The organism is Amycolatopsis sp. NPDC026612 (assembly GCF_040638285.1).
GTDB lineage: Bacteria > Actinomycetota > Actinomycetes > Mycobacteriales > Pseudonocardiaceae > Amycolatopsis.
In genome coordinates this window covers 1-23,268 of record NZ_JBEZYB010000066.1, presented here as the reverse complement: position 1 = coordinate 23,268, position 23,268 = coordinate 1, and the positions used below count along the sequence as shown (strand labels likewise).

Annotated in this window: 21 protein-coding genes; 6 read left to right on the top strand and 15 right to left on the bottom strand. The window is 70.6% G+C overall.

The window, feature by feature from the left end; genetic code table 11:
• Positions 1 to 12: 12 nt before the first annotated feature.
• From AB0F15_RS35765 to AB0F15_RS35740, 6 genes are read right to left on the bottom strand one after another with little or no spacing between them, the layout of a single operon-like run.
• Positions 13 to 1,257 carry an acyl-CoA reductase gene (locus AB0F15_RS35765; protein WP_360280435.1) on the bottom strand — a complete coding sequence of 415 codons (1,245 nt, stop codon included), beginning with the start codon at positions 1,255 to 1,257 and terminating at the stop codon, positions 13 to 15.
• Positions 1,254 to 2,306 carry an acyl-protein synthetase gene (locus AB0F15_RS35760; protein WP_360280432.1) on the bottom strand — a complete coding sequence of 351 codons (1,053 nt, stop codon included), beginning with the start codon at positions 2,304 to 2,306 and terminating at the stop codon, positions 1,254 to 1,256. The genes AB0F15_RS35765 and AB0F15_RS35760 overlap by 4 nt, the downstream gene beginning before the upstream one ends.
• The gene (locus tag AB0F15_RS35755; RefSeq protein WP_360280429.1) at positions 2,303 to 3,697 is read right to left on the bottom strand and encodes an AMP-binding protein; all 1,395 of its coding nucleotides are present in this window, start codon (positions 3,695 to 3,697) and stop codon (positions 2,303 to 2,305) included. The genes AB0F15_RS35760 and AB0F15_RS35755 overlap by 4 nt, the downstream gene beginning before the upstream one ends.
• Positions 3,694 to 4,431: a glucose 1-dehydrogenase gene (locus tag AB0F15_RS35750; protein WP_360280426.1), complete on the bottom strand. Its 738-nt coding sequence runs from the start codon at positions 4,429 to 4,431 to the stop codon at positions 3,694 to 3,696. The genes AB0F15_RS35755 and AB0F15_RS35750 overlap by 4 nt, the downstream gene beginning before the upstream one ends.
• The gene (locus AB0F15_RS35745; protein ID WP_360280423.1) at positions 4,424 to 4,669 is read right to left on the bottom strand and encodes an acyl carrier protein; all 246 of its coding nucleotides are present in this window, start codon (positions 4,667 to 4,669) and stop codon (positions 4,424 to 4,426) included. Before AB0F15_RS35745 ends, AB0F15_RS35750 begins: the two co-directional genes overlap by 8 nt.
• 11 nt (positions 4,670 to 4,680) lie before the next feature.
• A complete protein-coding gene (locus AB0F15_RS35740) occupies positions 4,681 to 5,400 on the bottom strand; it encodes a UDP-N-acetylglucosamine acyltransferase (protein ID WP_360280420.1) in 720 nt (239 codons plus the stop codon).
• Positions 5,401 to 5,550: 150 nt separating this feature from the next.
• On the opposite strand from AB0F15_RS35740, the gene AB0F15_RS35735 reads away from it, so the two are divergent.
• The 3 genes from AB0F15_RS35735 (at position 5,551) to AB0F15_RS35725 (ending at position 8,672) form a co-directional block, all read left to right on the top strand.
• Positions 5,551 to 6,657: a DegT/DnrJ/EryC1/StrS family aminotransferase gene (locus tag AB0F15_RS35735; protein WP_360280417.1), complete on the top strand. Its 1,107-nt coding sequence runs from the start codon at positions 5,551 to 5,553 to the stop codon at positions 6,655 to 6,657.
• Entirely contained in the window at positions 6,654 to 7,610 is a 957-nt protein-coding gene (locus tag AB0F15_RS35730) for a Gfo/Idh/MocA family oxidoreductase (protein WP_360280414.1), read from the top strand. Before AB0F15_RS35735 ends, AB0F15_RS35730 begins: the two co-directional genes overlap by 4 nt.
• 156 nt (positions 7,611 to 7,766) lie before the next feature.
• Positions 7,767 to 8,672 (top strand): DUF559 domain-containing protein, encoded by a 906-nt coding sequence (locus AB0F15_RS35725; protein ID WP_360280411.1) that lies wholly within the window; start codon positions 7,767 to 7,769, stop codon positions 8,670 to 8,672.
• Positions 8,673 to 8,739: 67 nt separating this feature from the next.
• Here the strand turns inward: AB0F15_RS35725 and AB0F15_RS35720 are convergent, their stop codons facing one another.
• From AB0F15_RS35720 to AB0F15_RS35695, 6 genes are all read right to left on the bottom strand, one after another.
• A complete protein-coding gene (locus AB0F15_RS35720; RefSeq protein WP_360280408.1) occupies positions 8,740 to 9,453 on the bottom strand; it encodes a hypothetical protein in 714 nt (237 codons plus the stop codon).
• Positions 9,450 to 9,959 (bottom strand): SigE family RNA polymerase sigma factor, encoded by a 510-nt coding sequence (locus AB0F15_RS35715; protein WP_360280406.1) that lies wholly within the window; start codon positions 9,957 to 9,959, stop codon positions 9,450 to 9,452. The genes AB0F15_RS35720 and AB0F15_RS35715 overlap by 4 nt, the downstream gene beginning before the upstream one ends.
• Positions 9,960 to 10,261: 302 nt before the next feature.
• Positions 10,262 to 10,888 (bottom strand): acyltransferase, encoded by a 627-nt coding sequence (locus AB0F15_RS35710; RefSeq protein ID WP_360280403.1) that lies wholly within the window; start codon positions 10,886 to 10,888, stop codon positions 10,262 to 10,264.
• Positions 10,875 to 12,071 carry a glycosyltransferase family 4 protein gene (locus AB0F15_RS35705; protein WP_360280401.1) on the bottom strand — a complete coding sequence of 399 codons (1,197 nt, stop codon included), beginning with the start codon at positions 12,069 to 12,071 and terminating at the stop codon, positions 10,875 to 10,877. Before AB0F15_RS35705 ends, AB0F15_RS35710 begins: the two co-directional genes overlap by 14 nt.
• A 32-nt stretch (positions 12,072 to 12,103) precedes the next feature.
• Entirely contained in the window at positions 12,104 to 13,036 is a 933-nt protein-coding gene (locus tag AB0F15_RS35700; RefSeq protein ID WP_360280479.1) for an NAD-dependent epimerase/dehydratase family protein, read from the bottom strand.
• Between the two features lie 89 nt (positions 13,037 to 13,125).
• Entirely contained in the window at positions 13,126 to 14,259 is a 1,134-nt protein-coding gene (locus AB0F15_RS35695; RefSeq protein ID WP_360280398.1) for a DegT/DnrJ/EryC1/StrS family aminotransferase, read from the bottom strand.
• A gap of 126 nt (positions 14,260 to 14,385) precedes the next feature.
• Here AB0F15_RS35695 and AB0F15_RS35690 point away from each other — a divergent pair, with 126 nt between their 5' ends.
• Positions 14,386 to 17,481 carry a BTAD domain-containing putative transcriptional regulator gene (locus tag AB0F15_RS35690; RefSeq protein WP_360280395.1) on the top strand — a complete coding sequence of 1,032 codons (3,096 nt, stop codon included), beginning with the start codon at positions 14,386 to 14,388 and terminating at the stop codon, positions 17,479 to 17,481.
• Positions 17,482 to 17,570: 89 nt separating this feature from the next.
• On the opposite strand, the gene AB0F15_RS35685 is transcribed toward AB0F15_RS35690, so the two are convergent.
• Positions 17,571 to 18,164, bottom strand: coding sequence for a TetR/AcrR family transcriptional regulator (locus tag AB0F15_RS35685; RefSeq protein WP_360280392.1), 594 nt, complete (start codon positions 18,162 to 18,164; stop codon positions 17,571 to 17,573).
• A 93-nt stretch (positions 18,165 to 18,257) separates the two neighbouring features.
• On the opposite strand from AB0F15_RS35685, the gene lhgO reads away from it, so the two are divergent.
• Entirely contained in the window at positions 18,258 to 19,445 is a 1,188-nt protein-coding gene (lhgO, locus tag AB0F15_RS35680; RefSeq protein ID WP_360280389.1) for an L-2-hydroxyglutarate oxidase, read from the top strand.
• On the opposite strand, the gene AB0F15_RS35675 is transcribed toward lhgO, so the two are convergent.
• On the bottom strand, positions 19,442 to 20,437 hold the full coding sequence (locus AB0F15_RS35675) for a DUF3558 family protein (RefSeq protein ID WP_360280386.1): 996 nt from the start codon (positions 20,435 to 20,437) through the stop codon (positions 19,442 to 19,444). The genes lhgO and AB0F15_RS35675 overlap by 4 nt on opposite strands.
• 71 nt (positions 20,438 to 20,508) lie before the next feature.
• Positions 20,509 to 21,771, bottom strand: coding sequence for a serine--tRNA ligase (gene serS, locus AB0F15_RS35670; protein WP_360280383.1), 1,263 nt, complete (start codon positions 21,769 to 21,771; stop codon positions 20,509 to 20,511).
• 121 nt (positions 21,772 to 21,892) lie between these two features.
• Here serS and AB0F15_RS35665 point away from each other — a divergent pair, with 121 nt between their 5' ends.
• The gene (locus AB0F15_RS35665; protein ID WP_360280380.1) at positions 21,893 to 23,185 is read left to right on the top strand and encodes an aspartate aminotransferase family protein; all 1,293 of its coding nucleotides are present in this window, start codon (positions 21,893 to 21,895) and stop codon (positions 23,183 to 23,185) included.
• Positions 23,186 to 23,268 lie beyond the last annotated feature (83 nt).

Here is a 23,268-nt window from a genome sequence, read left to right as displayed (position 1 = left end):
CGACGGCTCTCCTCAGGCCTGGACCGTGACCAGGCGGCTGAACTCGGAGAGCAGATCGTAGCCGTCCCACACCGCCGAGAAGGTCAGGGCGGACCCGAACGGCACGATCCGGTCGACGCCACGGCCGGCGAGCTCATGCGCGAACGCCGTCAGCTCTTCGGCGGTGAACCCGAACTGGCTGACCGTCTGGTCCTTCCGGAGGACGGTCGGCACCAGATCGGACAGCGAAGACACGCGGGCGTTGGCGAAGGTGCCGGCGCCGAGCCACTCGCGCGGCAGCACCGCCGGATCGGCCAGCTCCAGGGTGGCCAGGCCGTTGCCCTGGAATTCGATCTCCTTGACGAGCCCGTCGACCGCCGCGCCGTACGCCGAGACGCGCTTCTGGACCGCCATCGCCGGCTCCGTGACGTGCTGCTTCGTCTTCAGCACCGCCGCCAGCAGGGTCCGGAACTCTTGACCGGCCGCCCGGGCGCCGGGCTCGTCGCCGATCCAGAACACCGCGCGCGGTGACGAGCAGGCGGCCTGGTCGAACCAGTACGAGTCGTTGTAGAAGCCCTCGGCGGCCGCCTGGCGCTCGGCCGCCGACGCCCGCTGCCAGCCCGCCACCGAGGCGACGGCGAAGGACGAACGGTCCGGGAACGTCAGGTCACGCGCGTGCGGGGCGAGGGGGTACTTCCGCAGGGCCGCGACCGAGCCGTCGCCGCCCCAGATGACCCGGAGGTCCGCGGCGAGCGACAGGGCGCCGCTCACCTCGTCACTGCGGTCGTACGTCACCATCCGCTGGGTGGCCGTGATCGCGGCGGCGGTCGAAGCGTCCACTTCGGACAGTGCTGAGTTCAGCGCCTCCAGCACCGCCTCGGCGGCGCCGGCCGAACGCGACGAGACCCGCACGACGTTGTGGTTGCCCGCCAGCGCGGACAGCGCCCACGAGTAGACGAAGATCGTGTCGACGTTCGCCGGCGGCACGTGGAACACCAGCCCGCGCGGGAACCGCAGTGCGCCGTTCCGGGTGTCCAGGGTGGACAGTGCCTTGGCGAGTTCGCCCTTGCGCAGGAAGAAGCCGAGCGACGCCAGTTCCGGGAACCGGCGCGCGGTGGCCGGGGCCAGCAGCTTGCGCGCGAACTTCGTGACGAATTCGACGATCCGCGGGTCGCCGACCTTCAACCGGCCACCCGGCGGTTCGGCGCGCAGCTCGCCGACCAGGGCACCGACCTCGACCGGTGCCGCCGCGGGGAAACGCTGAGTCAGGGAAGTCATGCCGCCGCTCCGGAGAACGTGTCGGAGCAGCCGCGGGCTTCCGCCTTCGGCAGCCTGCCCAGCACGGAGAAGTGCTTGCCCGGCCAGTCGCCGTCGTCGATGCCGTTGTACACGCCGAGGTCTTCGGTGAGCAGCACGTGCCCGGGGTAGGACCGCGGCAGCGTCGAGACGACCTCGATCACGCCCGGCTCCCCGACCGGCTGCTCCTCCCACGTCTCCGGGTTGCGGATGACGACGTCGGCGAAGTCCGGGCAGTAGAGCGAATTCCCGGACGGGCCTTCGAGGAACACCGTGCCGATCTGCTCGATCATCCCGTAGTAGTTGTGGATCCGGGTGAGCCCAGTGTCCTCCTTGAACCGCCGCCGGAACTCCGTGTTGTCCACCGCGCGGTCGATCAGCTTCTTCCAGCCACCACTGTGGATCAGGATCCCGTTGGACAGGTCGAGCCTGTGGTCACGCGCGACTTCGTAGAGGTACTGCCAGACCATGAAGGTGAAACCGAAGATCAGGAACGGCTTGCCGCCGTATTCGGCCAGGAACTTCTTGACCGCCTCGACGTCCGGCTGGTCGTTCTCGTCCAGCACGTACGTGTGCTTGCGGCCGAAGTTCGCCATGCCCAGCACGCCGGCGCCGCGCGCGGAGAACGACCGGCGGTTCTTGATGATGCCGATCGTGTCGACCATCAGCATCGGCAGCCGCTCGCCGCCGAGGACCTCCTGCAGCGTCGCGCCCAGCTGCTTGGTCTGCGCGCCCGCCGCTTCCTTGTCGAGGTAGATCCGCGACGCGCCGGCGCCGGTGGTGCCCGACGACGTCAGCGTCTTGAACACCTCGCTGTCCGGCACGGACTTCAGGTCGTGCGTCTTGAACATCCGCACCGGGAGCCAGGGCAGGTCGGCGATCGTGGCGAACGACGCGTCCGGCGCGATCCCCAGCGACGCGAGGATCCGGTCGTAGCCCGCGGAGTTGTCCCGGTGGTGGGCCGTCAGGGACACGAGCTCGGGCAGCAGCAAGGCTTCCCGGTCGGCCTGCGACCGAGTGAACACACTCATACCTTCGCCTCCAGGGACCGGTAGTCGATCTTGCCGCTGGCCAGCAGCGGCACGGTGTCGATCGGGCGGACGTCGAACCCGCTGACGTGCAGGTGCAGCCGCTCGGACAGCGCCCGCGACGCGTCCTTGCAGATGTCCTTGTCCGCCCCTTCGGCGAACAGCACCACCTTGTCGCCGGCGGGTACCGCGGCCACCACGTCGATCCCCACCGCCGCCGTGCGCACGGCCTGCTCGAGGTCGTCGAGGCTGATGCGGTTGCCGAACACCTTGCCGATGCGCTTGAGGCGCCCGGTGATGAACAGGTACCCCTCTTGGTCGAGGTACCCGAGGTCACCGGTGGCCAGTACGCCGCCGTACTCGTCGCCCTTGGCCAGTCCGGACTCGTCGTCCGCATAGCCCATCATCACGTTGGGCCCACGGTAGACGACCTCGCCGACGATTTTGGGGTGCGTCGTCTCCGAACCGTCGTCCCGGCGCACCGCGAACTTCCCGCCCGGCAGCGCCGGCCCGGCGGAACCGAGCTTTTCGGCCAGCCGTTCGGCCGGCACCGTCGTCATCCGCGGCGCCGCCTCGGTCTGGCCGTACATGACGTACATCCGGCCGCCGACGGCCAGCATCTTCTCGTTGAACTCGGTGATCAGCTCGTCGCGCAGCTTCCCGCCGGCCTGCGTCAAGGTGCGCAGCGTCGGGTACTTCGCGGGGTCGAACTTGAGCCGCCGCAGCATTTCGTAGTGGTACGGCACGCCCGAAAGCGACGTGACGCCGTGGGTGTTCACCGCGTCCCAGAACCCGCGCCCGAGCACGCCGGACGGTTCGATCACGACGGTCGCGTCCCGCACCAGGTGCGAGTTCAGCACCGAGAGGCCGTAGCTGTAGTGCAGCGGCAGGCAGGTGGGCGCGACCTCATCGGCGTCGATGTGCAGCACCTGGGCGATGGCGTCGGCGTTGGCCAGAAGACTCTGCCTGCTGAGCCGGACAAGCTTCGGGTTGCCGGTTGATCCGCTGGTCGGGAGCAGGACGGCGAGGTCGGGGTGCGGCTGGACACCCTCGTCGCTCGCCCGGACCCAGTCGGCCCCCCGCGTGGTGTAGCCGGCCGGCGCGGCACCGGTTGCCGACAGCACGGCCGCCGGCCGGAAGCGCTCGACCAGTCCGGCCAGCACGTCGACGTCGAGTGCCGGGTCGATCAGCGCGATCGCCCGCCCGGTCTCGAACGCGCCGAGGTAGGTCAGCACGCTCGGCAGGTCGATCGCCATCCGCGCGAACACGACACCGGTGGGCAGCACGCGCAGCGCTTCCCCCGCGCGGCCGACCTCGGCCGCCAGTTCCGCCCCCGCCAGCGTGCGGCCCCCGGCCACGTCCACCAGCCGAGCTCCCGCACCCAGCAACGTCACAGCACCAAGCCTCCGTCGACGCCCAGTACCTGGCCGGTGATGAAGGACGCCTCATCACTCACCAGGAACCGGATCGCCTTCGCCACGTCCTCGGGCCGGCCGAGCCGCCCGAGCGGTGTCTTGCCGGTGTTCTCCGCCTTCGCGTCCTCGCTCAGGCCCGCGGTCAGGTCGGTCTCGATCACGCCGGGCGCGACCGCGTTGACGCGGATACCGGACCGGCCGAGTTCCTTCGCCGCCGACCGCGCGATGTTCGCCACCGCCGCTTTCGAGGCTGCGTACACGGTCTGACCAGCGCTTCCGTACTCGCCGACGATCGACGCGAGCACCACGATCGAACCGGTCTTCTTGCGCATCATCGCCCGGGCCGCGGCCTGGACGGTGTGCAGCGTGCCGGCGACGTTCGTGCTCAGCGTGGTGTCGACGAGCTCTTCCTTGATCATCCCGAGGAGCGCGTCCTCCATGATCCCGGCGTTCGCGACGACGATGTCGAGCTTTCCGTGCTCCTTCGCGACACCCCTGACCAGCGAAGACACTGCCTTCGCGTCGGTGACGTCGAGGGCGAGCCCGGCTGCGGCACCCGCGGCGGCCGCGGCGTCCTTCGCGCGAGCTTCGTCACGGCCGGTGAGCACCACCGTCGCGCCCGCTTCGACGAGCGCGCGGACGGTGGCCAGGCCGATCCCCCGCGTCCCGCCGGTGACGAGCGCGACGCGACCCGACAGCGACAAATCAGTCATTCTTCGACTGCAGCTCGGTCACCATGTCCACGGCGACCTTGAAGCTCGACATGTCGATGACCTGGTCGGTGTCGAATTCGACGTCGAACTCGTCCTCGATGGCCGCGACCAGCGCCATGTGGCCGACCGAATCCCACGCCTCGAGGTCGCGGTACTTCAGGTTTTCGACGTCCACACCGCCATCGAGGTCCAGCGCCTCGACGAAGACCTCGCGCAGCTTGGGGGCGACTTCAGACATCTGCATTGCTCCTAGTGCTCTTCGCGCGGGCGGGCGTCCCACGCCTTTACCAAGGTAGAGAGGTCTTCGGGCAGCGTGACGTCCGGGAGACCTTCCTTGCCCTTCAGCCACGGCCCGAGCGCCTCGATGGTCGCCTCGTCGAGGCCGCGGCGCGACAGGCCCACCACGTTGACGCCGGTGACGCGGGCCGGGTTGCCGACGGCGATGGTGAACGCGCCGATCTCCCGCCGCACCGCCGAGCCCATCCCGATCATCGCGCCGGGCCCGATCACGACCTTCTGGTGCAGGATCGCGCCCATGCCGAGGTTCGCGCCGTCCCAGACGTGGCAGTGGCCACCCGTCACGGCGTTGGAGGCGATCGTCACGCCGTCGCCGACCAGGCAGTCGTGCGCGATGTGGCTGTTGCGGAGGTAGTAGCCGTCGCTGCCGACGGTCGTTGTCCGCCAGGTCCCTTGGTGGACACTCACGTACTCGCGGATCCGGTTGCGGCTGCCGATGACGACGCCGTGGCCGTCGTGATCCGGGTCACCGGTCGGTGCATCTTCCCAAGCCGCCGGGTGCGGACGGCTGCGGTCCTCGCCGGGCGTGCCGATCGTCACGTGCGGGCCGATCCAGTTGCCGTCGCCGATCCGGGCCGGCCCGGCGATCACCGCGAACGGGCCGATGACGTTGCCGTCGCCGAGTTCGACGCCTTCACCGAGGACGGCGGTCGGGTGGATGCGGTTGGCCACGGGCGGGTATCCGTTCGTCGGCGGCTGGGTACTGGGCGTGCTACCGCGCCCGGTAACGTGTGGCCCGCGTTGCTGCAGGGCGGCCGGGCGCAGAACCGGCGGCTCACTGTACCGGACGCACCGAAATCGCCTGCCGAGAGAGACTGCCCCATGATCCCCATCACTGTGGTCGACGTCCGCGACGCGGAGGACCTCGTCGTCGAGGTGCTGCGCTCCGGCGCCATCGCACAGGGACCGATGGTCAAGCGCTTCGAAGACGCCTTTGCGGCGGTCTCCGGGACGAAGCACGCGGTCGCGGTCAACAACGGGACCACCGCGCTGGTCGCCGCCCTGCAGGTCCTGGACCTGAAGCCGGGCGACGAGGTCATCACCTCGCCGTTCACCTTCGTCGCGACCCTGAACGCGATCCTCGAGGCCGGCGCGACCGTCCGCTTCGCCGACATCCGGCGCGACGACTTCGCGATCGACCCCGAAAGCACCGCGGCCGCCGTGACGGACCGCACGAAGGTGCTCATGCCGGTGCACCTCTACGGCCAGACCGCGGACATGGGCAAGCTCGCGCCTCTGGCCGCCGAGCGCGGCCTGCAGGTGATCGAGGACTCGGCGCAGGCCGTCGGCGCGTCGTTCGAGGGCAAGCAGGCCGGTTCGTTCGGCATCGGCTGCTTCTCGCTGTACGCGACGAAGAACATCACCACCGCCGAGGGCGGCGTCATCACCACGGACGACGACGCGCTGGCCGACAAGCTGCGCGTGCTGCGCAACCAGGGCATGCGCGCCCGCTACCAGTACGAGGTCGCCGGCCACAACTACCGGATGACCGACCTGCACGCCGCTGTCGGCATCCCGCAGTTGGCGAAGCTCGACCAGCTGACCGCCGCCCGCCAGGCGAACGCGAAGCGCCTGTCCGAGGGCCTCGCCGGCACGCCGGGCCTCGAGGTGCCGAAGGTGCTGCCGGGCCGCGAGCACGTCTGGCACCAGTACACCGTGCTGGTCGGGCCGCACGCGTTCCTCTCGCGCGACGAGCTCGCCGCGGCGCTGACCGAGCGCGGGATCGGCAACGGCATCTACTACCCGAAGATCGTCTTCGACTACGACTGCTACGCGGGTCACGACCTGATCCCGGGCGCGCGCGTCGAGGACTTCCCGGTGGCTCGCGCCGTTTCGGAGCAGGCGCTTTCGCTGCCGGTGCACCCGCACCTGACCGAGTCCGACCTGGACACCATCATCGAAACCGTTCGCGAGGTACTGGGCGCATGACGCATCGGATCGCTGTTGTCGGCACGGGGAACATGGGTTCCCTCCACGCCCGCGTGCTCGCCGGCAACGAGCGCGTCGACCTGGTGCGCGTGATCGATCCGCGCGAGGAAGCGGGCCGGGCCGTCGCCGAGCGGTACGAGACGCAGTGGACGCCGGAGATCGGCTCACTGTCCGATGTGGACGCTGTCGTGCTCGCGTCGGCCACCGAGGTGCACTACGACCTGGCGCAGGAGATCTTCCGCCAGGGCAAGCCGATGCTGGTCGAGAAGCCGGTCTGCAACAGCTTCGAGAAGTCCCAGGAAATCGTCGCGCTGTCGGCGAAGAACGACATCCCGCTGATGTGCGGGCTGCTGGAGCGCTACAACCCGGCGGTGATGACCGCGCGGGCGCTGGTGCAGGAGCCGATCCACCTGATGGCGCGCCGGCACGGCCCGTACGCGCCGCGGATCAAGACCGGTGTCGCGTGGGACCTGCTGGTGCACGACGTCGACCTGGCGATCCAGTTCTTCGGCGGCGCGACGCCGTCGCGGGTGACCTCCGGCGCGGGCTACTTCCACCCGCAGTCGGCCGAGGGCGCCGAGGACACCATCGAGACGGTCCTGTCGTTCCCGACCGGCCTGGCCACGGTGTCGGCGTCCCGGCTGGGGCAGCGGAAGGTCCGGTCGCTGATGGTGTCGGAGCTCGACCGGCTGATCGAGATCGACCTGCTGCGCCGCGACGTCACGATCTACCGGCACATCTCGCACGACTCCGTCACCCCGGACGGCCTCGGCTACCGGCAGCAGACGGTGATCGAGATCCCGGAGCTCGTAACGGCCCGGGAGCCGCTGGCCACCCAGCTGGACCGCTTCTGCGACCTCCTCGAAGGCAAGATCGACGCCGACACCGAGCGCGACCTGATCCTGCCGTCGCACCACGTCGTCGAGCAGGTCCTCACGCAGGCGGCGGCCTAGCGGGTACCGCCCACTTGGCCGCCCCGGTCACCGAGTTGGCCGCCCCGGTCACCAATTTGGCCAACGGGTCGCCCGAGTTATCCACATCGGATCAAGTTGTCCACAGATCTGCGGTCTTCTCACCCAATGCGACACCGGTGATACACGCTGTGAGACATGGACCCGACATTCCCTGCGCGGCACGGCGCCCAATCCCGTCAACAGGTAAGCAGCACCATCGGCAACCGGGCATTGCGCGCTGCCCTCGGTAACCGCTCCTTGGTCCAGCCTTGGCGAGGGGTGGTCGTCCTGGGCAGCCGGGAGCTGGATCCGCTGACCCGCGCGGCCGCGGGGTTGCTGGTGGTCGGCTCGGAAGCCGTTCTCTCCCATGACACAGCTGCCGCTCTGCACGGCTGCACCGTGCTGACGACCACCGACGTGCACGTGACAGTCCCTTACTCACACTGGGCGAAGTCCAGGAAGGGGCTCGTCGTTCACCACCGCCATTTCGCCCGCGAAGATGTCGTCGAACGGCATGGTCTGCCGGTGTTCGAACTCGAAGCGGTGATCGCGGACGTCCTGTGCTGCCCGCCATCGTGGCGTGCTCTTGCCTGTCTGGACGAAGCCTTGTCCGGGCTCGGTGACCCGCAGGCCCGGGCACTGGTCGCGAAGATCGATCGGCAGCTGGCTGACCGTGCGGACCGTCGTGGTACCCGCATCGCCGAATCACTGCTCTGCCTGGGTTCGGGGAAAGCGGAGTCACCGCAGGAAAGCCGGCTGAGGCTGCTGGTGATCCAGGCGGGCTTCCCGGCTCCGGTGCTCCAGCACGAGGTTCTCTCGCTGTCCGGCGCGGTCATGTATCGCCTCGACCTCGCGTGGCCGTCGTTGCGGATCGCCCTCGAATATGACGGCTACGAAGCACACGAAGACCGCACCGCCGAAGACGCCGATCGTGACCGGAGGCTGACCGCACGGGGGTGGATCGTCATCCGCGCGCGCAAGGACGTATTCGATTCGCCGGGGAGAGTTCTGAGTGAGATCGAAGGAGCGCTCCGGCGGCGAAAGGTTCGGCGGGGTGCCTGAACGGCCAAGTTGGTGACCGGAGGGGCCAAGTTGGTGACCGGAACGGCCAAGTTGGTGACCGGAGGGGCTACTTGGTGAGCCGCTTGCCGTCGGCGTCGTAGGCGACCAGCGGCGTCAGGACGGCGGAGTCCGGGACGGCGTCGGGGTCGAACCAGAAGATGACCACGTTCGGGTCCGCGGTCCACTTCGCCAGCTTGGCCTCGACGGTGGCGCCGCGGACGGTCGTGGTGATCCTGGCCGCCGGGCCGGCGAAGTAGCCGAAGACCGGCATCAGCTGATCGCCGACGACCTCGCCGCCGTCGGTGGCGTGGAAGCCGAACGACCGGTCGGAGCCGCGGACCTCGTTCGTCGCCAGCGCTGGCTGCAGCGAGCTGCCGGACCGGAAGCCCGCCACCAGGCCGAAGTGGATGTCCAGCCGCCCTGGCAAGTCGATGGCCCGCGCGTAGAGCACGAGCTCGCCGGCGCGGGTCTTGATGCCGGTACCGACGACCTCGCCGATCGCCCGCTCCGCGGGCGGCTGGGTGCTCGTGGGCGTGACCGAGGCGGGCGACGGCGGCTGCGCGACCGGCGCGGGCGCGGGCGCGGGCTGCCGCAGCTGGATGGCGAACACCACGACGAGCACGACAGCGGCCGCGGCGGCGACCCCGCCGGTGGCAGTCAGCACGCGGCGGCGACGCCGGAGGCGCGTGCCGTCGGCCATGATCCTGGCCAGGTCGGGTTCCGCGAAGGGCTTGCCGGGCGGCTGCCGGAGGGCGGCGCGGAAGTCGTCGAGATCGTTCACCTCCCGCTCCTTCCGATCAACGAGTCCTCCGGGTCGGCCACGACCCGCAGCTTGGCCAGTGCCCGCGAATTCGTGCTCTTCACGGTACCCAGCGAAACGCCCAGCTCACGGGCCACGTCGGCTTCCGGCAGGTCGAAGAAGTGGCGCAGCACGACGACAGCGCGTTCGCGGTCGGTCAGCGTCTTGAGCACCGCGGTGAGCCACGCGCGCTGGGTGACGGCCTTGTCGACGTCGAGGCGGTCCGGCCGCTCGGGCATCGCTTCGGTGGCGTACTCGCGGATCGGCCGCCGCCAGCCGTCGATGACGTGGTTCATCAGGACGGTCCGGGCGTAGCCGTAGGCGTCCTTGTGCCGGACCCGCGACCAGGCCGCGTACGTGCGGGTGAAGGCGGTCTGGGCGGCGTCCTCCGCCTGGTGGCGGTCGCCGGTGAGGAGAAAGGCGGCGTGGGTGAGCCGGGCCGAGGACGCGCGGACGAATTCCGCGAACTCCTCGTCGCCTCGCGCCATGCGTCACCTCTTTCGTCCTCCCAGCGACGGCCGAGGTGCCGCTAAGGTTGCTTCGCGCCCGTCTCGGGAGTCCGCGCTGAAACGTTGCGTAACCGCAACACCGCGCGCAGTTACCGAGAGCTAGATTGACCTCAGGTGCTCCACGGGGGAAATCTTCGCCGCCGCACGCCGCTGACCTGCGTCACCACGTGTTCGGGCGGCTCCCCGACGGCGGCGCCGGCGACGACGTCGGCGCCGCCGTCATCCACTTCGAGGGTGCCCTGCCGGCGGGCTCCATCGCGAAGCGGGGAACACCGCGAAAACTACTCCGAAAAGTCGCCCGACGGCGCGCCCCAGCCGGCCGCCTCGCCGCCGCGTTCCTCCGCGATCTCGCGGCGGCGGGCGTTCTCGGCCCGGACCCGCTCCACTTCGGACTGGATGTACTCGTCGTCGTAGCGCTGGAACACCCGGGCCGGGTTGCCCGCCACCAGCGTCCGCGGCGGGACGTCCTTCGCCACCACCGAGTTCGGCTGGACCGTGGCGAAGTCGCCGATCGTCACGCCGGCCATGATCACCACCAGGCCGCCGATGAAGCAGCCCTTGCCGATCTTGACCGGCTTGCGCTCGATCAGGTCGCTGCCCGAGTGGTTCTGCAGCGTCATGTTCGCGAGCCAGCTGGAGTGCGTGAAGATCAGCGTGTTCAGCCCGATGCTGGTGTGCTCGCCGATCTCCAGGCCGCCGCTTGCGTCGAGCGCCGCTCCTTCACCCACCCAGCAGTGGTCGCCCATCTTCAGGTTCTCGGGGCTGATGATCTTCACTCGCTCGCGGACGCGGCACGTCGAAGGCAGCCCGTAGAACTGCGCGCGCTCGGCGTCGTTCATGTACTGCGAGACGAGCTCGGTCAGGATCTGCGGGCGCAGCCGGTGGCTGCGCTCGTCATCGAAGAACATCGGCTTCCGACACCAGCTTCTCGAACGTCCTCAGGTGTTCCTCGGCGACGACGTCGAGGCCGAAGTTCGACCGCACCAGCTCGCTCTCGCGCTGCGCGATCAGGGCCCGCCGCTCCGGGTCGTCGAGCAGCTCGATCACCGTGCGGGCCACGGCTTCCGAGTCGTCCGGGCGGACCAGGAGCACGTTCTCGCCGTTGCGCAGCTCGATGCCGGGGTAGTTGTCCTCGGTGACCGACGCGATCGTCGCCGTACCCGACAGCATCGCCTCCAGTGACGCCGTGCCGCAGCCGCCGTTGAGGTCGTGCGTGACGATGTCCGCCGCCGCGAAGTAGGCCGGGACGTCTTCCTTCGGCACCGCGCCGGTGACGATCAGTGCGTCCGAAACGCCCAGTTCCGCGGCCCGCTTCAGGAACGCGTCGTGGTAGACGCGGCCGACGACGACGACCCGCACCCCGGGATGCTTGGCCAAGATGGACGGCAGCGCCTCGATCAGCGGCAGCCGGTTGCGCAGCGGGATGACGTGCCCGAGGGAAACGATCAGCGGCGCGTCGCCGATCTCGTGCTCCGCGCGGACGTCCTTCGTCACCGGCTTCGCGAAGTGCCCGGTGTCGACCGCGATCGGGAAGTACTCCGAGTTCGCGTCGCTGGTGCCGTAGCGCTCGACGCAGTAGTCGACGCCCAGCTTGTCGAGGATCACGTACCGCGGCCGCATGTACGCGAGGATCGGCCGCACGAGCACCGCGTCGAGCAGCCGGAACACGCCGCCGTACAGCTTGTTGTCGCTGATCAGCAGGGTGTGGATGGTCAGCAGCGCCGGGACTCCGTGCCGCCGCGCGTAGATCCCCGCCAGCCACGACAGGTCGAAGAACTGGCCGTGGAGGTGGATCGCGTCCGGCTTGAACTCGTCCAGCAGCTTCCACAGCCGCCGCCAGTTGCCCGGCCGCACCGACGCGAAACTCATGTCGAAGTCGATCGACAGGCCGATCTGCGGCATCTTGGTCGCCGGGAAGCGCACGACCCGGTAGCCGTCGCGTTCCTCGTCGGCCGGGGCATCGCCGTAGGCGGCGGTGATCGCCAGTACCTCGTGCCCGGCCTCGGCGAACTGCGCCGCCAGCGAGGCCGCCATGTGCGCGCTGCCCCCCACGCGGGGCGGGAAGAAGTTGTTCACCACCGCGATGCGCATCGCACGCCCCTGGGCAGGCCCGGCGGTGGCATTCACTCCGTTTCCTTGACCAAATCCCGCATCCCGTCCTCGACGGTGATCCGCGGCTCCCAGCCCAGCACTTCCCGCGCCCGGCTGATGTCGGCGGCGCGCCGCGAGACCAGCACGTCCCGCTCGTTGAACAGCGGCTCGACGTCGACGCCGACGGCCTCGATGAGGATCTTGGCCAGCGCGGCGATCGACGTGTCGATGCCGGTGCCGATGTTGATCGGCAGGTTCGCCTTCTCCGACTCCAGCGCCGCGACGACGGCCTGCGCCAGGTCGGTGACGTGCACGAAGTCCATCGACTGGTCGCCGCGGCCGTCGATGATCGGCGGCCGGCCGCTGCGCAGGCGCTGGATGAAGTGGTTGATCACCGAGGTGTAGTAGGCCTCGATCTTCTGGCCCGGGCCGTACACGTTGAAGAACCGCAGCGCGTTCCAGGACAGGCCCTTGGTGCGCTCGTAGAAGCCGAGCAGGTCCTCGCCGGCGCGCTTCGAGATGCAGTACGGCGTGAGCGGCCGCAGCTCGTCGTCCTCGTGCATCGGCAGCCGCTTCGGGTCGCCGTAGACCGACGCGGTCGAGGCGAACACCAGCCGCTCGACACCCTCGTCCGCCGCCGCGGCGAACACGTTGTGGTTGCCGATCATGTTGATGTCGATCGACTCGTGCGGGTCGGCGATCGACTTGTTGATCGACACCGTCGCGAAGTGGATGACGTGCGTGCAGCCGCGCATCGCCTCGCGCACCGCCCCGCCGTAGCGGACGTCCTTCTCGACCAGCTCGACCTGGCCGGTGGCGACGAACTCGTTGACGCGGGCGCGGTCGCCGCGGGTCATGTTGTCGAAGATCCGGACCGTGTAGCCGCCCTCGAGCAGCAGCGGGATCACGTGCGCGGCGATGAAGCCGCCGCCCCCGGTGAACAGCACCTTTTTCGGGGGGTCCAGGGGGGCTTGCCCCCCGGCCGGGGTCTGGGGCTCGGCCCCAGAAAACTCGACCTTCTTGTCGGACACCAATTTCTCCTCGGTCGGCGGCTTCAGGACAGGGACTGCACGGCTTCACGCACGACCTCGGCGACGCGGGTGACTTCCGCGTCGGTCAGGTTGGCGTGCATCGGGATGGCGAGCTGACGCGCGAACGCGTCGGCCGAGACGGGCAGCGGGGCCTGAGGCCCGTAGATCGGCTGCAGGTGCGAGGCGTACGTGCCGAAGTTGCACTGGACGCCCTGGGAGCGGATCCGCAGCGCCAGCGTGTCGCGGCTGACCTCGGGCGCGACCGTGAGCAGGTACGCCTGCCACGGGTGCTCGCGGTCGGGCAGCTCCACCGGCACGGTCAGCGCGCCGACGTCGGCGAAAGCCTCGTGGTAGCGCTTCGCGACCGAGCGGCGGGCGGCGAGGAGGTCCGGGAGGCGGTCGAGCTGGACGTTCATGATCGCGGCCTGGACGTCCGAGAGGCGGAAGTTGTAGCCGAGCTCGTGGAACTCCGGGATGGGCAGCGTGTCCGAGCCTTCGCGGCTGATCGCCGGCTCGATGCCGTAGGTGTGCAGCTTGCGGGCGTGCGCGATGAGGTCTTCGCGGTCGGAGACCAGCGCGCCGCCCTCGCCCGCGGTGATGCCCTTGCGGCCGTGGAAGGAGAACGCGGCGAGGTCGGCGAGGCTGCCGGCCGGGCGCGTCTTGTACGTCGCTCCCGCGGCGCAGGCGGCGTCCTCGAAGAGCCAGAGGCCGTGCTTGTCGGCGATCGCCCGGTATTCGTCGAAGTCACCGGGCTGGCCGGCGACGTCGACGGCGAGGATGCCCACGGTCCGCGGGGTGACCAGGGCTTCGACGTGCGCCGGGTCCGCGCTGAAGACGTCCGGGCGGATGTCGGCGAACACCGGGGTCGCGCCGGCCTGGACGACGGCGTGGCCGGTCGCCGGGAAGGTGTAGTCGCCGACGATCACCTCATCGCCCGGCTGGACGCCGAGGACCTTGAGCCCGAGGAACAGGGCCGAACCGCAGTTGGCGGTCGTCAGCGCGTGCGCCGTGCCGGTGACCTGGGCGAACCGCTCTTCGAACCGGCGGCACGCGGGGCCGGCACCGGCCAGCCAGCCGGACCGGAAGACCTCCGCGACGGCGGCGAGCTCCTCTTCACCGACGGTCGGCTGACCGAGGGCAATGCTCTCTGACGGCATACCTCTCCCATTGCGTGGGGACCCGGCGAAGTGTATAGACGCACGCTCAGGTGATTCACAGCCCCACGCCGAACTCCCCTTTCGAAGGTCGCTTACCGCAGGTGGGGGACGTCCTAGGCTGGGTCCATGCGATTCGGGGTGCTGGGGGCCGTCGCCGCGTGGCGCCCGGACGGCACGCAGGTGACGGTGGGCGGCCCGCGGTCGCGGACGCTGCTGGCGTTGCTCGCCCTCGAGGCCGGGCGGTTCGTGGCGGCCGAACGGCTGATCGACGGCATGTACGGCGAGCACCCGCCGGAGGGCGCGGCGAACGCCCTCCAGTCGCAGGTCTCGCGGCTGCGCACGGCGCTGAAGGAGCTCGCGCCGGTCGAGTTCACCGCGGCCGGGTACCGGCTGGCCACCGAACCGGGCGAAGTGGACGTCCACCGCTTCGACCAGCGCACCCGCGAAGGCCGCGCGCTGCTGAAGAACGGCGAGCACGCGCGCGCCGCACAGGTGCTGGGCGAGGCGCTGGCGTTGTGGCGCGGACCCGCGTTCACCGACCTGGCGGACGCGCCGTTCGCTGCCGCACAGGCGACGCGGCTCGACCAGCTGCGGGCGGACGCGGTGGACGACCACGTCGAGGCCCGGCTGGCCCTCGGGCAGGCCGAAGACCTCCTCGGCGGGCTGCGGGAGACCGTCGCCGCGCAGCCGCTGCGGGAACGGCCGCGCGCGCAGCTGGTGCGGGCGCTGGCCGCGGCGGGACGCCCGGCCGACGCGCTCACCGCGTTCGAGGACGCCCGCCGCACGCTGGCCGGCGAACTGGGCGCCGACCCGGGCCCGGAACTCGCCGAAGCCCACCTCGCCGTGCTGCGCGCGGAAACCGGGAAACCGGTGCTGCCGGCGCTGCCCGCGCAGCTGACCAGCTTCGTCGGCCGGGACGCCGAGCTGCGGCAGGTGGCGGAGCTGCTGGCGCGCGCCCGGCTCGTGACGCTGACCGGCCCGGGCGGCACCGGCAAGACCCGGCTGGCCGTCGAGGTCGCCGCGGCCCAGGCCGGTCCGGTGGCGTTCGTCGAGCTCGCCCCGCACGGCGGCGCCGACGTCCCCGGCGCGGTGCTGGACACACTCGGCCTGCGGGAGAGCGCTCGCGGAGGCCCGCAGGACCCCGTCGAGCGGCTGATTTCGGCGCTGCGCGACCGTTCGGTGCTGCTGGTGCTCGACAACTGCGAACACGTCGTCGACGTGGCGGCCCGGCTGGCCGCGCGCCTGCTCGCCGCGTGCCCGCGGCTGCGGGTGCTGGCCACCAGCCGGGAGCCGCTCGGGATCACCGGCGAGCAGCTGGCGCCGGTGCCGCGGCTGACCGTCCCGCCGCCCGGGACCTCCGCCGCGCGGGCCCGGGAGTTCGCGGCCGTCCGGCTGTTCGCCGACCGCGCGGCCGCGAATGATCCGGCCTTCGCGGTCGACGACTCGACGATCGGCGACGTCCAGCACCTCTGCGCGGCCCTCGACGGCCTGCCGCTGGCCCTGGAGCTGGCCGCGGCACGCGTCCGGACGCTGGACCTCGGCGAAATCGCGGCCCGGCTCGACGACCGGTTCCGGCTCCTGTCCCGCGGCAGCCGGACGGCCGAGACACGGCACCGCTCGCTGCGCGGCGTCGTCGAGTGGAGCTGGGACCTGCTGACCGGCGAAGAACGCGAGCTCGCGCGACGGCTGACGGTGTTCCCCGGCGGCGCAACCGCCTCGGCCGCCGCCGAGGTGTGCGGCGCCGACGTCGACCTGCTGCCGGAGCTGGCCGACAAGTCGCTGGTCGAGGCCGTCGGCGGCCGGTTCCGGATGCTGGAGACGATCCGGGCGTTCGGCGCGGAGAAGCTCGCCGAAGCGGGCGAGGCCGAGGCGTTCCACCGCGCGCACGCCGAGTACTTCCTGCGGTTCGCCGAAGAAGCGGATCCGCTGCTGCGGACCGCGGAGCAGCTGACGTGGCTGGCGCGGATCGACGCCGACTACGACAACATCCTGGCCGCGCTGCGCTGGGCCACCGAGAACGACGTCGTCCTGGCGCTGCGGCTGGTGCCGCTGCTGGCGATGTACTGGTGGATGCGCGGGCGGCGGTTCGAGGGCGCCGGGTTGTCGCTGGCCGTGGTTTCTCGGTGCCCGCCGGAGCTGCGCGAGGAGTACGTCGACGAGTTCGTGGTGTGCGTGCTCGGCGCGCTGGCCGGGCGGCCGCACGAGTCGCTGGAGCAGTACCTGCCGCTGGTCCGGCGGTATGCGAGGTACGAGGACACCACGCCCCGGCACCCGATGCTGGTGATGCTGCTCGCGGTGGTGGCCGGCCCGCCCGGCGACGACGACGTCGAGCTGCTCGGCCGCGGTGAGAGCACGCTGGCCACCGGTGACGCGTGGGGCTGGGCGCTGCTGCCGATGGGCCTGGGCCTGCGGGCGATGCTGGCGGGCGACCTGGCCGGCGCGGAGGACGGTCTGCGCGAGGGCGTCGCGCAGTTCCGCGCGCTGGGCGAGCGGTGGGGCCTGTCGATGGCCCTCGACCACCTGTCGCAGCTGCTGACCTGGCGAGGCGAGTACGCGGCCGCGTTGCCGCTGATGGACGAGGCCTTGGGCCTGATGCGCGAGATCGGCGCGACGGACGACGTCGCGGACCTGATCTGCCGCCGCGCGTGGACCCACCTGCTGTCGGGGGACTTCTCCGGCGCCCGCGCGGACTACGAGCTGGCGGCGGTCACGGCCCGCCGTTCGGGCATGCCGGAATCCCGCGCGGCGGCGTACGTCGGGTCGGCGAACCTCGCCCGGCTCTCCGGCGACCTGGCCGCGGCCCGCGAGCTGCTCGAGCGCGCGTTGGCGGAGTGCGCGGGTGGCTCGTTCGCGGCGGAGGCGGTCCGCGCGACGGCGCTGGTCTCACTGGGCCGGCTGGCTTCGGCGGAGGGCCACGCGTCCTCGGCGGCGGCGTTCCACCGGGAGGCGTTGCTGGTCGGACGGCAGTGGAACGCGAGTGACGTGGTGGCGTTCGCGCTGGAGGGGCTGGCGGAGGTGGCGCGGCCGGAGCAGGCGGCGGTGTTGCTGGGCGCGGCGGCGGCGGTGCGCGGCACGGCGATCAGCGGCGACCCGGACGTTGCGGCGGTGCGGCGGCGGGTGGGGGAAGCGCTGGGGGTGACCGGGTTCGAGCGGGCTTATGCGGCGGGGCTGGGGATGACGGCCCAGAAGGCGCTGGAGCACTCGTTTCCTCCGGGGCGATGATCGGCGGGGCACCCTTTCGTCACGCACCCCGGTGTGGACGAACACCCGGGTCCGCGAGCCGCCGACGTCCGGATGCCGGCCGGGTGCTCTCATCGTTCCCCCTTGGTCAGCGTGGCGAGCCCGCGCCACAGCAGGTCGGTCGTCAGTGCCACCACCTCCTCACGCGGAATGTCGCGGTGGCGCCACCACCACGTCGCGATCGAGTTGAGCGCGCTCTTGCACGCTTCGGCCAGCACCTCGTCGGCCAGCGGGCGCGGGATGCGGGCGGTCAGGTCCAGCGGCACCCCGTGGAAGAGCGAAGCCAGGGTGGCCGTCGCCCGGGCCTGACCGCTTCGGTGCACCGAAGCGACCGCCGGGTCCGACGGCGGCTCCGCGAAGATCATCCGCCAGCCGCGCTCGTGGGACTCGATCCACTGGAAGATCGCCGAAACGCGGCTGTGCAGCAGCTGCTCCGGATCGCCCGGCACGGGCCGCTCGGCCCAGCCGGCCGGCAGTCTGTCCACTTCGGACTCCAGCAGGGCCGCGTACAGCTGCGCCTTCGCCGGGAAGTGGTCGTAGAGCACCGGCGTGCTGATCCCGGCGGCCGCCGCGACCTCGCGCATCCCGGCGGCGTCGTAACCCACCGAGGCGAACACCTCGCCGGCCGCGGCGAGGATCCGCTCGCGTCGCGCTTCCCGGGTCAATCGCTTACCTGACATTGGTTAGGTAAAGTACCTGACGAACGTTAGGTAGCGCCAGGAGCAGCAGCACCGCGGACTCGCGTAGCCTGGTCGATCGTGCGCAACGTCGTAGTCGTCGGAGGCGGGATCGTCGGTCTGGCCGTGGCCTGGGAACTGACCAGGCGAGGGCTGGACGTCACCGTCCTGGAAAAGGAATCCCGCTGGGCCGCGCACCAGACCGGGCACAACTCCAACGTCGTGCACGCCGGGCTCTACTACAAGCCCGGCTCCTTCAAGGCGCGGATGTCCGTCGCCGGCAATCGGTCCATCGTGGACTTCGCGCGCCAGTACGGCGTGCCCGTCGAGGTGTGCGGGAAGCTCGTCGTCGCGACCCACGAGAACGAGATTCCGGCCCTGAACACCCTCGCCGAGCGGGCCGAGGCCAACGGCGTTCCGGCCAAGCCGATCTCACCCGCCGAAGCTCGCGAGTACGAGCCCGAAGTCTCCTGCGTCGCCGCCCTGCGCGTCGAATCCACCGGGATCATCGACTTCCCGGCCGTCTGCCACACGCTCGTCCGGCTGCTCGACGAAGCCGGCGTCGACCTCCGGCTGAACAGTCCCGCACTGGCCATCCGGGCCGGGACCCACGGCGGGGTCGAGGTCGCGACCGGCGACGACGTCGTGCAAGCCGATGCGCTCGTGAACTGCGCCGGCCTGCACTCCGATCGCGTCGCGCGGCTGGCCGGGCTGACGCCGTCCGCGCGGATCGTGCCGTTCCGCGGGGAGTACTACGAGCTCAAGCCGGACCGGCGGCACCTCGTCAAGGGCCTCATCTACCCGGTGCCGGACCCGACACTGCCGTTCCTCGGGGTGCATCTCACGCGCATGCTCGACGGCAGCGTGCACGCCGGCCCGAACGCCGTGCTCGCGCTGCGCCGCGAGGGCTACCGCTGGAGCGACTTCTCGGCGAAGGACGTCGCCGAGGTGGCGACCTTCCCCGGCGTTTGGCGGCTCGCGCGCAAGTACGCCTTCCCGACCGGGCTCGACGAGGTCCGGCGGTCGTTCTCGAAGAAGCGCTTCGCCGCGAGCCTCGCGCGGCTCGTCCCGGCCGTCACCGAGGACGACATCGTCCGCCACGGCTCGGGCGTGCGCGCCCAGGCGATGCGCCGCGACGGCTCGCTCGTCGACGACTTCCTCATCGAGACCGCGCGCGACCAGGTGCACGTCCTGAACGCGCCGTCACCGGCCGCGACGAGCGCGCTGGAGATCGCGCGCCACATCGCGGACCAGGTCTCAGAGGGCTAACCGGGCAGGTTCGCGGTCACCAGCGGCAGGCCCTGCTTCACGAGGTCGCAGGTCTTCGCGTCGTCGCCGATGAACCCGCTGACCACCTGCACCGACGACGTGTCGGTGATCGCCAGGGTCGCCCCGCAGGTCACCCGCAGGCCGCCCATGTTCGGGAACAGGCCCCACTTCTTGCCGCCGACGTCGACGGTTTCGGTCGGGTTGACGTTCTTCGTCCCCGGCCACTCCCCGACCGGCGTGCTGGGACCGAGCCAGACTTCGAACGCCTTCTGGCCGTCGTCGCCGTCGGTGTCGTCCCACAGGCAGAAGGACGCGTCCGGCACCGTGGACGAGGTGTCCTTCTCCCCCGCGGGCGAGATGTTCGTCAGCTGCGCCACCTGGTCCGGCTTCAGCATCGTGCACGGGTCCACCGACAGCAGCGGCCCGGCCGGCCCCGGTTTGGCCGAGGCCGTGATCGGCGGTGCGTCCTGCCCGCCGGGCAGGTGCGCCGCGGCCTGCGGGATCGCCCGCCTCGCCAGCTCGCAGGACTTGTCGAGCTTGCCCGCCGAGACACCGACGTAAGCGAACGACTTGGCGCCCAGCGTGGCGTAGAACGTGCAGTCGTCGGGCAGGATCGACCCGTACTGCACCCAGTTCAGGCCGCCGATCTGCTGCGGCGAGGACTTCGGGACGGCCCCGGAGAGGTACTCGCCGAAGTCCATGTCCGTGGCGAGGCCGACGTCGAGCACGGCCGGCGGCTCGACGTCGTCCTTCGAGTTCCACAGGCACATCGGTGGCTGGAGCCGCGCTTTGTTCTCCTTGACGGGCTTCCCCGGCGACCGGTAGCCGAGGGCGTCGAGCTGCTCCGGGCTCAGCAACGAGCAGGCGTCGACCGCCTGGGTGACCGGGCCCTGGCCGGGCACCGGCGACGCCGAACCGCCGACCGTCACGGTGCAGCCTGCCACCACGGCCGCGGCCGCCACCGCCGCCGCGGCCTGCCACTTCATCCGCATGCGAAGAGTCCTCTCCCGTTCGGCCCGGACTGTACTGGGACGAACGGAGCAGCACCGCGGATCCACTCGAATCAGCGGGGCGTGAGGACTTCCTTGCCGCCGACGAACGGGCGCAGGGCCTCCGGCACCCGGACCGAACCGTCTTCCTGCTGGTGGTTCTCGACGATCGCGACGATCCAGCGGGTGGTGGCCAGGGTGCCGTTGAGCGTCGCGGCGATCTGCGGCTTGCCGTTCTCGCCGCGGTAGCGGACCGACAGGCGGCGGGCCTGGAACGTCGTGCAGTTGGACGTCGAGGTCAGCTCGCGGTAGGTCTCCTGCGTCGGGATCCACGCTTCGCAGTCGAACTTGCGGTGCGCGGACGTGCCGAGGTCGCCGGTCGCGGTGTCGATCACCCGGTAGGGCACCTCGATCTTCGCGAGCATCTCCTCTTCCCAGCCGAGCAGCCGCTCGTGCTCCGCCTCGGCGTCCTCCGGCTTGGCGTAGACGAACATCTCGACCTTGTCGAACTGGTGGACGCGGATGATGCCGCGGGTGTCCTTGCCGTACGAGCCGGCCTCGCGCCGGTAGCAGGACGACCAGCCGGCGTACCGGTTCGGGCCGTCGGTCAGGTCGAGGATCTCGTCGGCGTGGAAGCCGGCGAGCGGCACCTCGGACGTGCCGACGAGGTAGAGGTCGTCGTCCTCGAGGTGGTAGATCTCGCTCGAGTGCTGGCCGAGGAAGCCGGTGCCCGCCATGATCTCCGGGCGGACCAGCGACGGCGTGATCATCGGCGTGAAGCCGTTCTCGAGGGCCTGCGCGATGGCCATGTTGAGCAGGCCGAGCTGCAGCTGCGCGCCGATGCCGGTGAGGAAGTAGAACCGCGAGCCCGAAACCTTCGCGCCGCGTTCCATGTCGACGCCGCCGAGCGCTTCGAGCAGCTCGAGGTGGTCGCGCGGGGTGAAGCCGAGCTTCGTCGGTTCGCCGACGTGCTTGACGACGGTGAAGTCGTCCTCGCCGCCCACCGGCGCGTCCGGGTGGACGAGGTTCGGCACCGTGCGGAAGAGCTGGTCGAATTCCTCCGACGCGGTGTTCTGCTCCACCTCGGCGGCCTTGACCTGCGCGGCGAGGTCCTTGGCCGTGGCCAGCAGCCGCTGCTTCTCCTCCGGCGGCGCCTTCGGGATCTGCTTGCCCAGCAGCTTCTGCTCGTTGCGCAGCTTGTCGGCGGCCGCGATCGAGGACCGGCGCCGGGAGTCGAGGGAGAGCAGTTTGTCGACCACTCCTTCGTCCTCGCCACGGGCGCGCTGCGACGCGCGCACGGCTTCCGGGTCATCGCGCAGAGTCCTGGGGTCAATCACGAGGACAGAGAGTAGTCCGTACAGACTGTGCGCCCGTACTCGGTTGTCCCGACAGTCTGATCGTTGAAGCGCTGTTCACGGCCTCCCCATACTCCTTGGAGACCTAGAGGAGGCGTCTGAGATGACCGACGAGCTGCTGGCCCGCCACCGCGCCGTCATGCCGAGCTGGATGTCCTTGCTCTACGAAGAGCCGATCGAGATCGTGCACGCGCACGACCGGCGGATGACCGACTCGCAGGGGCGCACCTACCTGGACTTCTTCGCCGGGGTGCTGACCAACTCGATGGGCTACGACGTCGCCGAGATCGGCGACGCGGTGCGCAAGCAGCTCGACACGGGCATCCTGCACACCTCGACGCTCTACCTGATCCGGTCGCAGGTCGAGCTGGCCGAGCGGATCGCGAAGCTGTCCGGCATCCCGGACGCGAAGGTGTTCTTCACGAATTCCGGCAGCGAGGCCAACGACACGGCGCTGATGCTGGCGACGCAGTACCGGCGCAGCAACCAGGTGCTGGCGATGCGGAACTCCTACCACGGGCGGTCGTTCGGAACGGTCGCGATCACCGGCAACCGCGGCTGGTCGGCGTCGGCGCTGAGCCCGGTCAAGGTCGACTACGTCCACGGCGGGTACCGCTACCGAAGCCCCTTCCGCGACCTTTCGGACGCGGCGTACATCGACGCGTGCGTCGCGGACCTGGTCGACGTCCTGAACACGGCGACGGCGGGCGACGTCGCGTGCCTGATCGCCGAGCCGATCCAGGGTGTCGGCGGGTTCAGCCTCCCGCCGGACGGGCTCTTCCGCGCGATGAAGGAAGTCCTGGATTCGTACGGCGTGCTGTTCATTTCCGACGAGGTCCAGACGGGCTGGGGCCGCACGGGCGAGCACTTCTGGGGCATCGAGGCGCACGGCGTGACGCCGGACATGATGACGTTCGCGAAGGGCCTGGGCAACGGCCTGGCGGTCGGTGGCGTGGTGGCCCGCGGCGACGTGCTCGACTGCTTCCAGGCCCAGTCGTTCTCGACGTTCGGCGGCAACCCGGTCTCGATGGCCGGTGCGACGGCGGTGCTCGACTACATCAAGGACCACGACCTGCAGGCGAACTGCGCGGCCCGGGGTGCCCAGCTGCTGTCGGGGCTGCGGGCCGCTTCCTCGCCGATCGTGGCGGAGGTCCGTGGCAAGGGCCTGATGATCGGGGTGGAGCTGATCGAGCCGGGCACGACTTCGCCGAACGTCGCGGCCGCCGCCCGGATGCTGGAGGAGACGAAGAAGCGCGGGCTGCTGATCGGGAAGGGCGGCCTGCACGGCAACGTGCTGCGGCTGGGTCCGCCGATGACGTTGACGGCGGACGAAGCCCAGGAGGGCCTGGACATCCTGGTGGATTCGCTGGCGGCGACGCACGCTGCGCTGGGCTGACCCGAGCGCCCCAATGTGGCCTTCGGTGCGTTGAACGCACCGAAGGGCCCCATGGGTGGGGTGTTGGCAAACAAGGGCACCGT

What these genes read in the sequence shown, in the direction of transcription:
- AB0F15_RS35765 (WP_360280435.1), bottom strand. Translation starts at nt 1,257, where the DNA reads ATGACTTCCCTGACTCAGCGTTTCCCCGCGGCGGCACCGGTCGAGGTC.
- AB0F15_RS35760 (WP_360280432.1), bottom strand. Translation starts at nt 2,306, where the DNA reads ATGAGTGTGTTCACTCGGTCGCAGGCCGACCGGGAAGCCTTGCTGCTG.
- AB0F15_RS35750 (WP_360280426.1), bottom strand. Translation starts at nt 4,431, where the DNA reads ATGACTGATTTGTCGCTGTCGGGTCGCGTCGCGCTCGTCACCGGCGGG.
- AB0F15_RS35745 (WP_360280423.1), bottom strand. Translation starts at nt 4,669, where the DNA reads ATGTCTGAAGTCGCCCCCAAGCTGCGCGAGGTCTTCGTCGAGGCGCTG.
- AB0F15_RS35735 (WP_360280417.1), top strand. Translation starts at nt 5,551, where the DNA reads ATGATCCCCATCACTGTGGTCGACGTCCGCGACGCGGAGGACCTCGTC.
- AB0F15_RS35730 (WP_360280414.1), top strand. Translation starts at nt 6,654, where the DNA reads ATGACGCATCGGATCGCTGTTGTCGGCACGGGGAACATGGGTTCCCTC.
- AB0F15_RS35725 (WP_360280411.1), top strand. Translation starts at nt 7,767, where the DNA reads ATGGACCCGACATTCCCTGCGCGGCACGGCGCCCAATCCCGTCAACAG.
- AB0F15_RS35715 (WP_360280406.1), bottom strand. Translation starts at nt 9,959, where the DNA reads ATGGCGCGAGGCGACGAGGAGTTCGCGGAATTCGTCCGCGCGTCCTCG.
- AB0F15_RS35710 (WP_360280403.1), bottom strand. Translation starts at nt 10,888, where the DNA reads ATGTTCTTCGATGACGAGCGCAGCCACCGGCTGCGCCCGCAGATCCTG.
- AB0F15_RS35705 (WP_360280401.1), bottom strand. Translation starts at nt 12,071, where the DNA reads ATGCGCATCGCGGTGGTGAACAACTTCTTCCCGCCCCGCGTGGGGGGC.
- AB0F15_RS35695 (WP_360280398.1), bottom strand. Translation starts at nt 14,259, where the DNA reads ATGCCGTCAGAGAGCATTGCCCTCGGTCAGCCGACCGTCGGTGAAGAG.
- AB0F15_RS35690 (WP_360280395.1), top strand. Translation starts at nt 14,386, where the DNA reads ATGCGATTCGGGGTGCTGGGGGCCGTCGCCGCGTGGCGCCCGGACGGC.
- AB0F15_RS35675 (WP_360280386.1), bottom strand. Translation starts at nt 20,437, where the DNA reads ATGCGGATGAAGTGGCAGGCCGCGGCGGCGGTGGCGGCCGCGGCCGTG.
- AB0F15_RS35665 (WP_360280380.1), top strand. Translation starts at nt 21,893, where the DNA reads ATGACCGACGAGCTGCTGGCCCGCCACCGCGCCGTCATGCCGAGCTGG.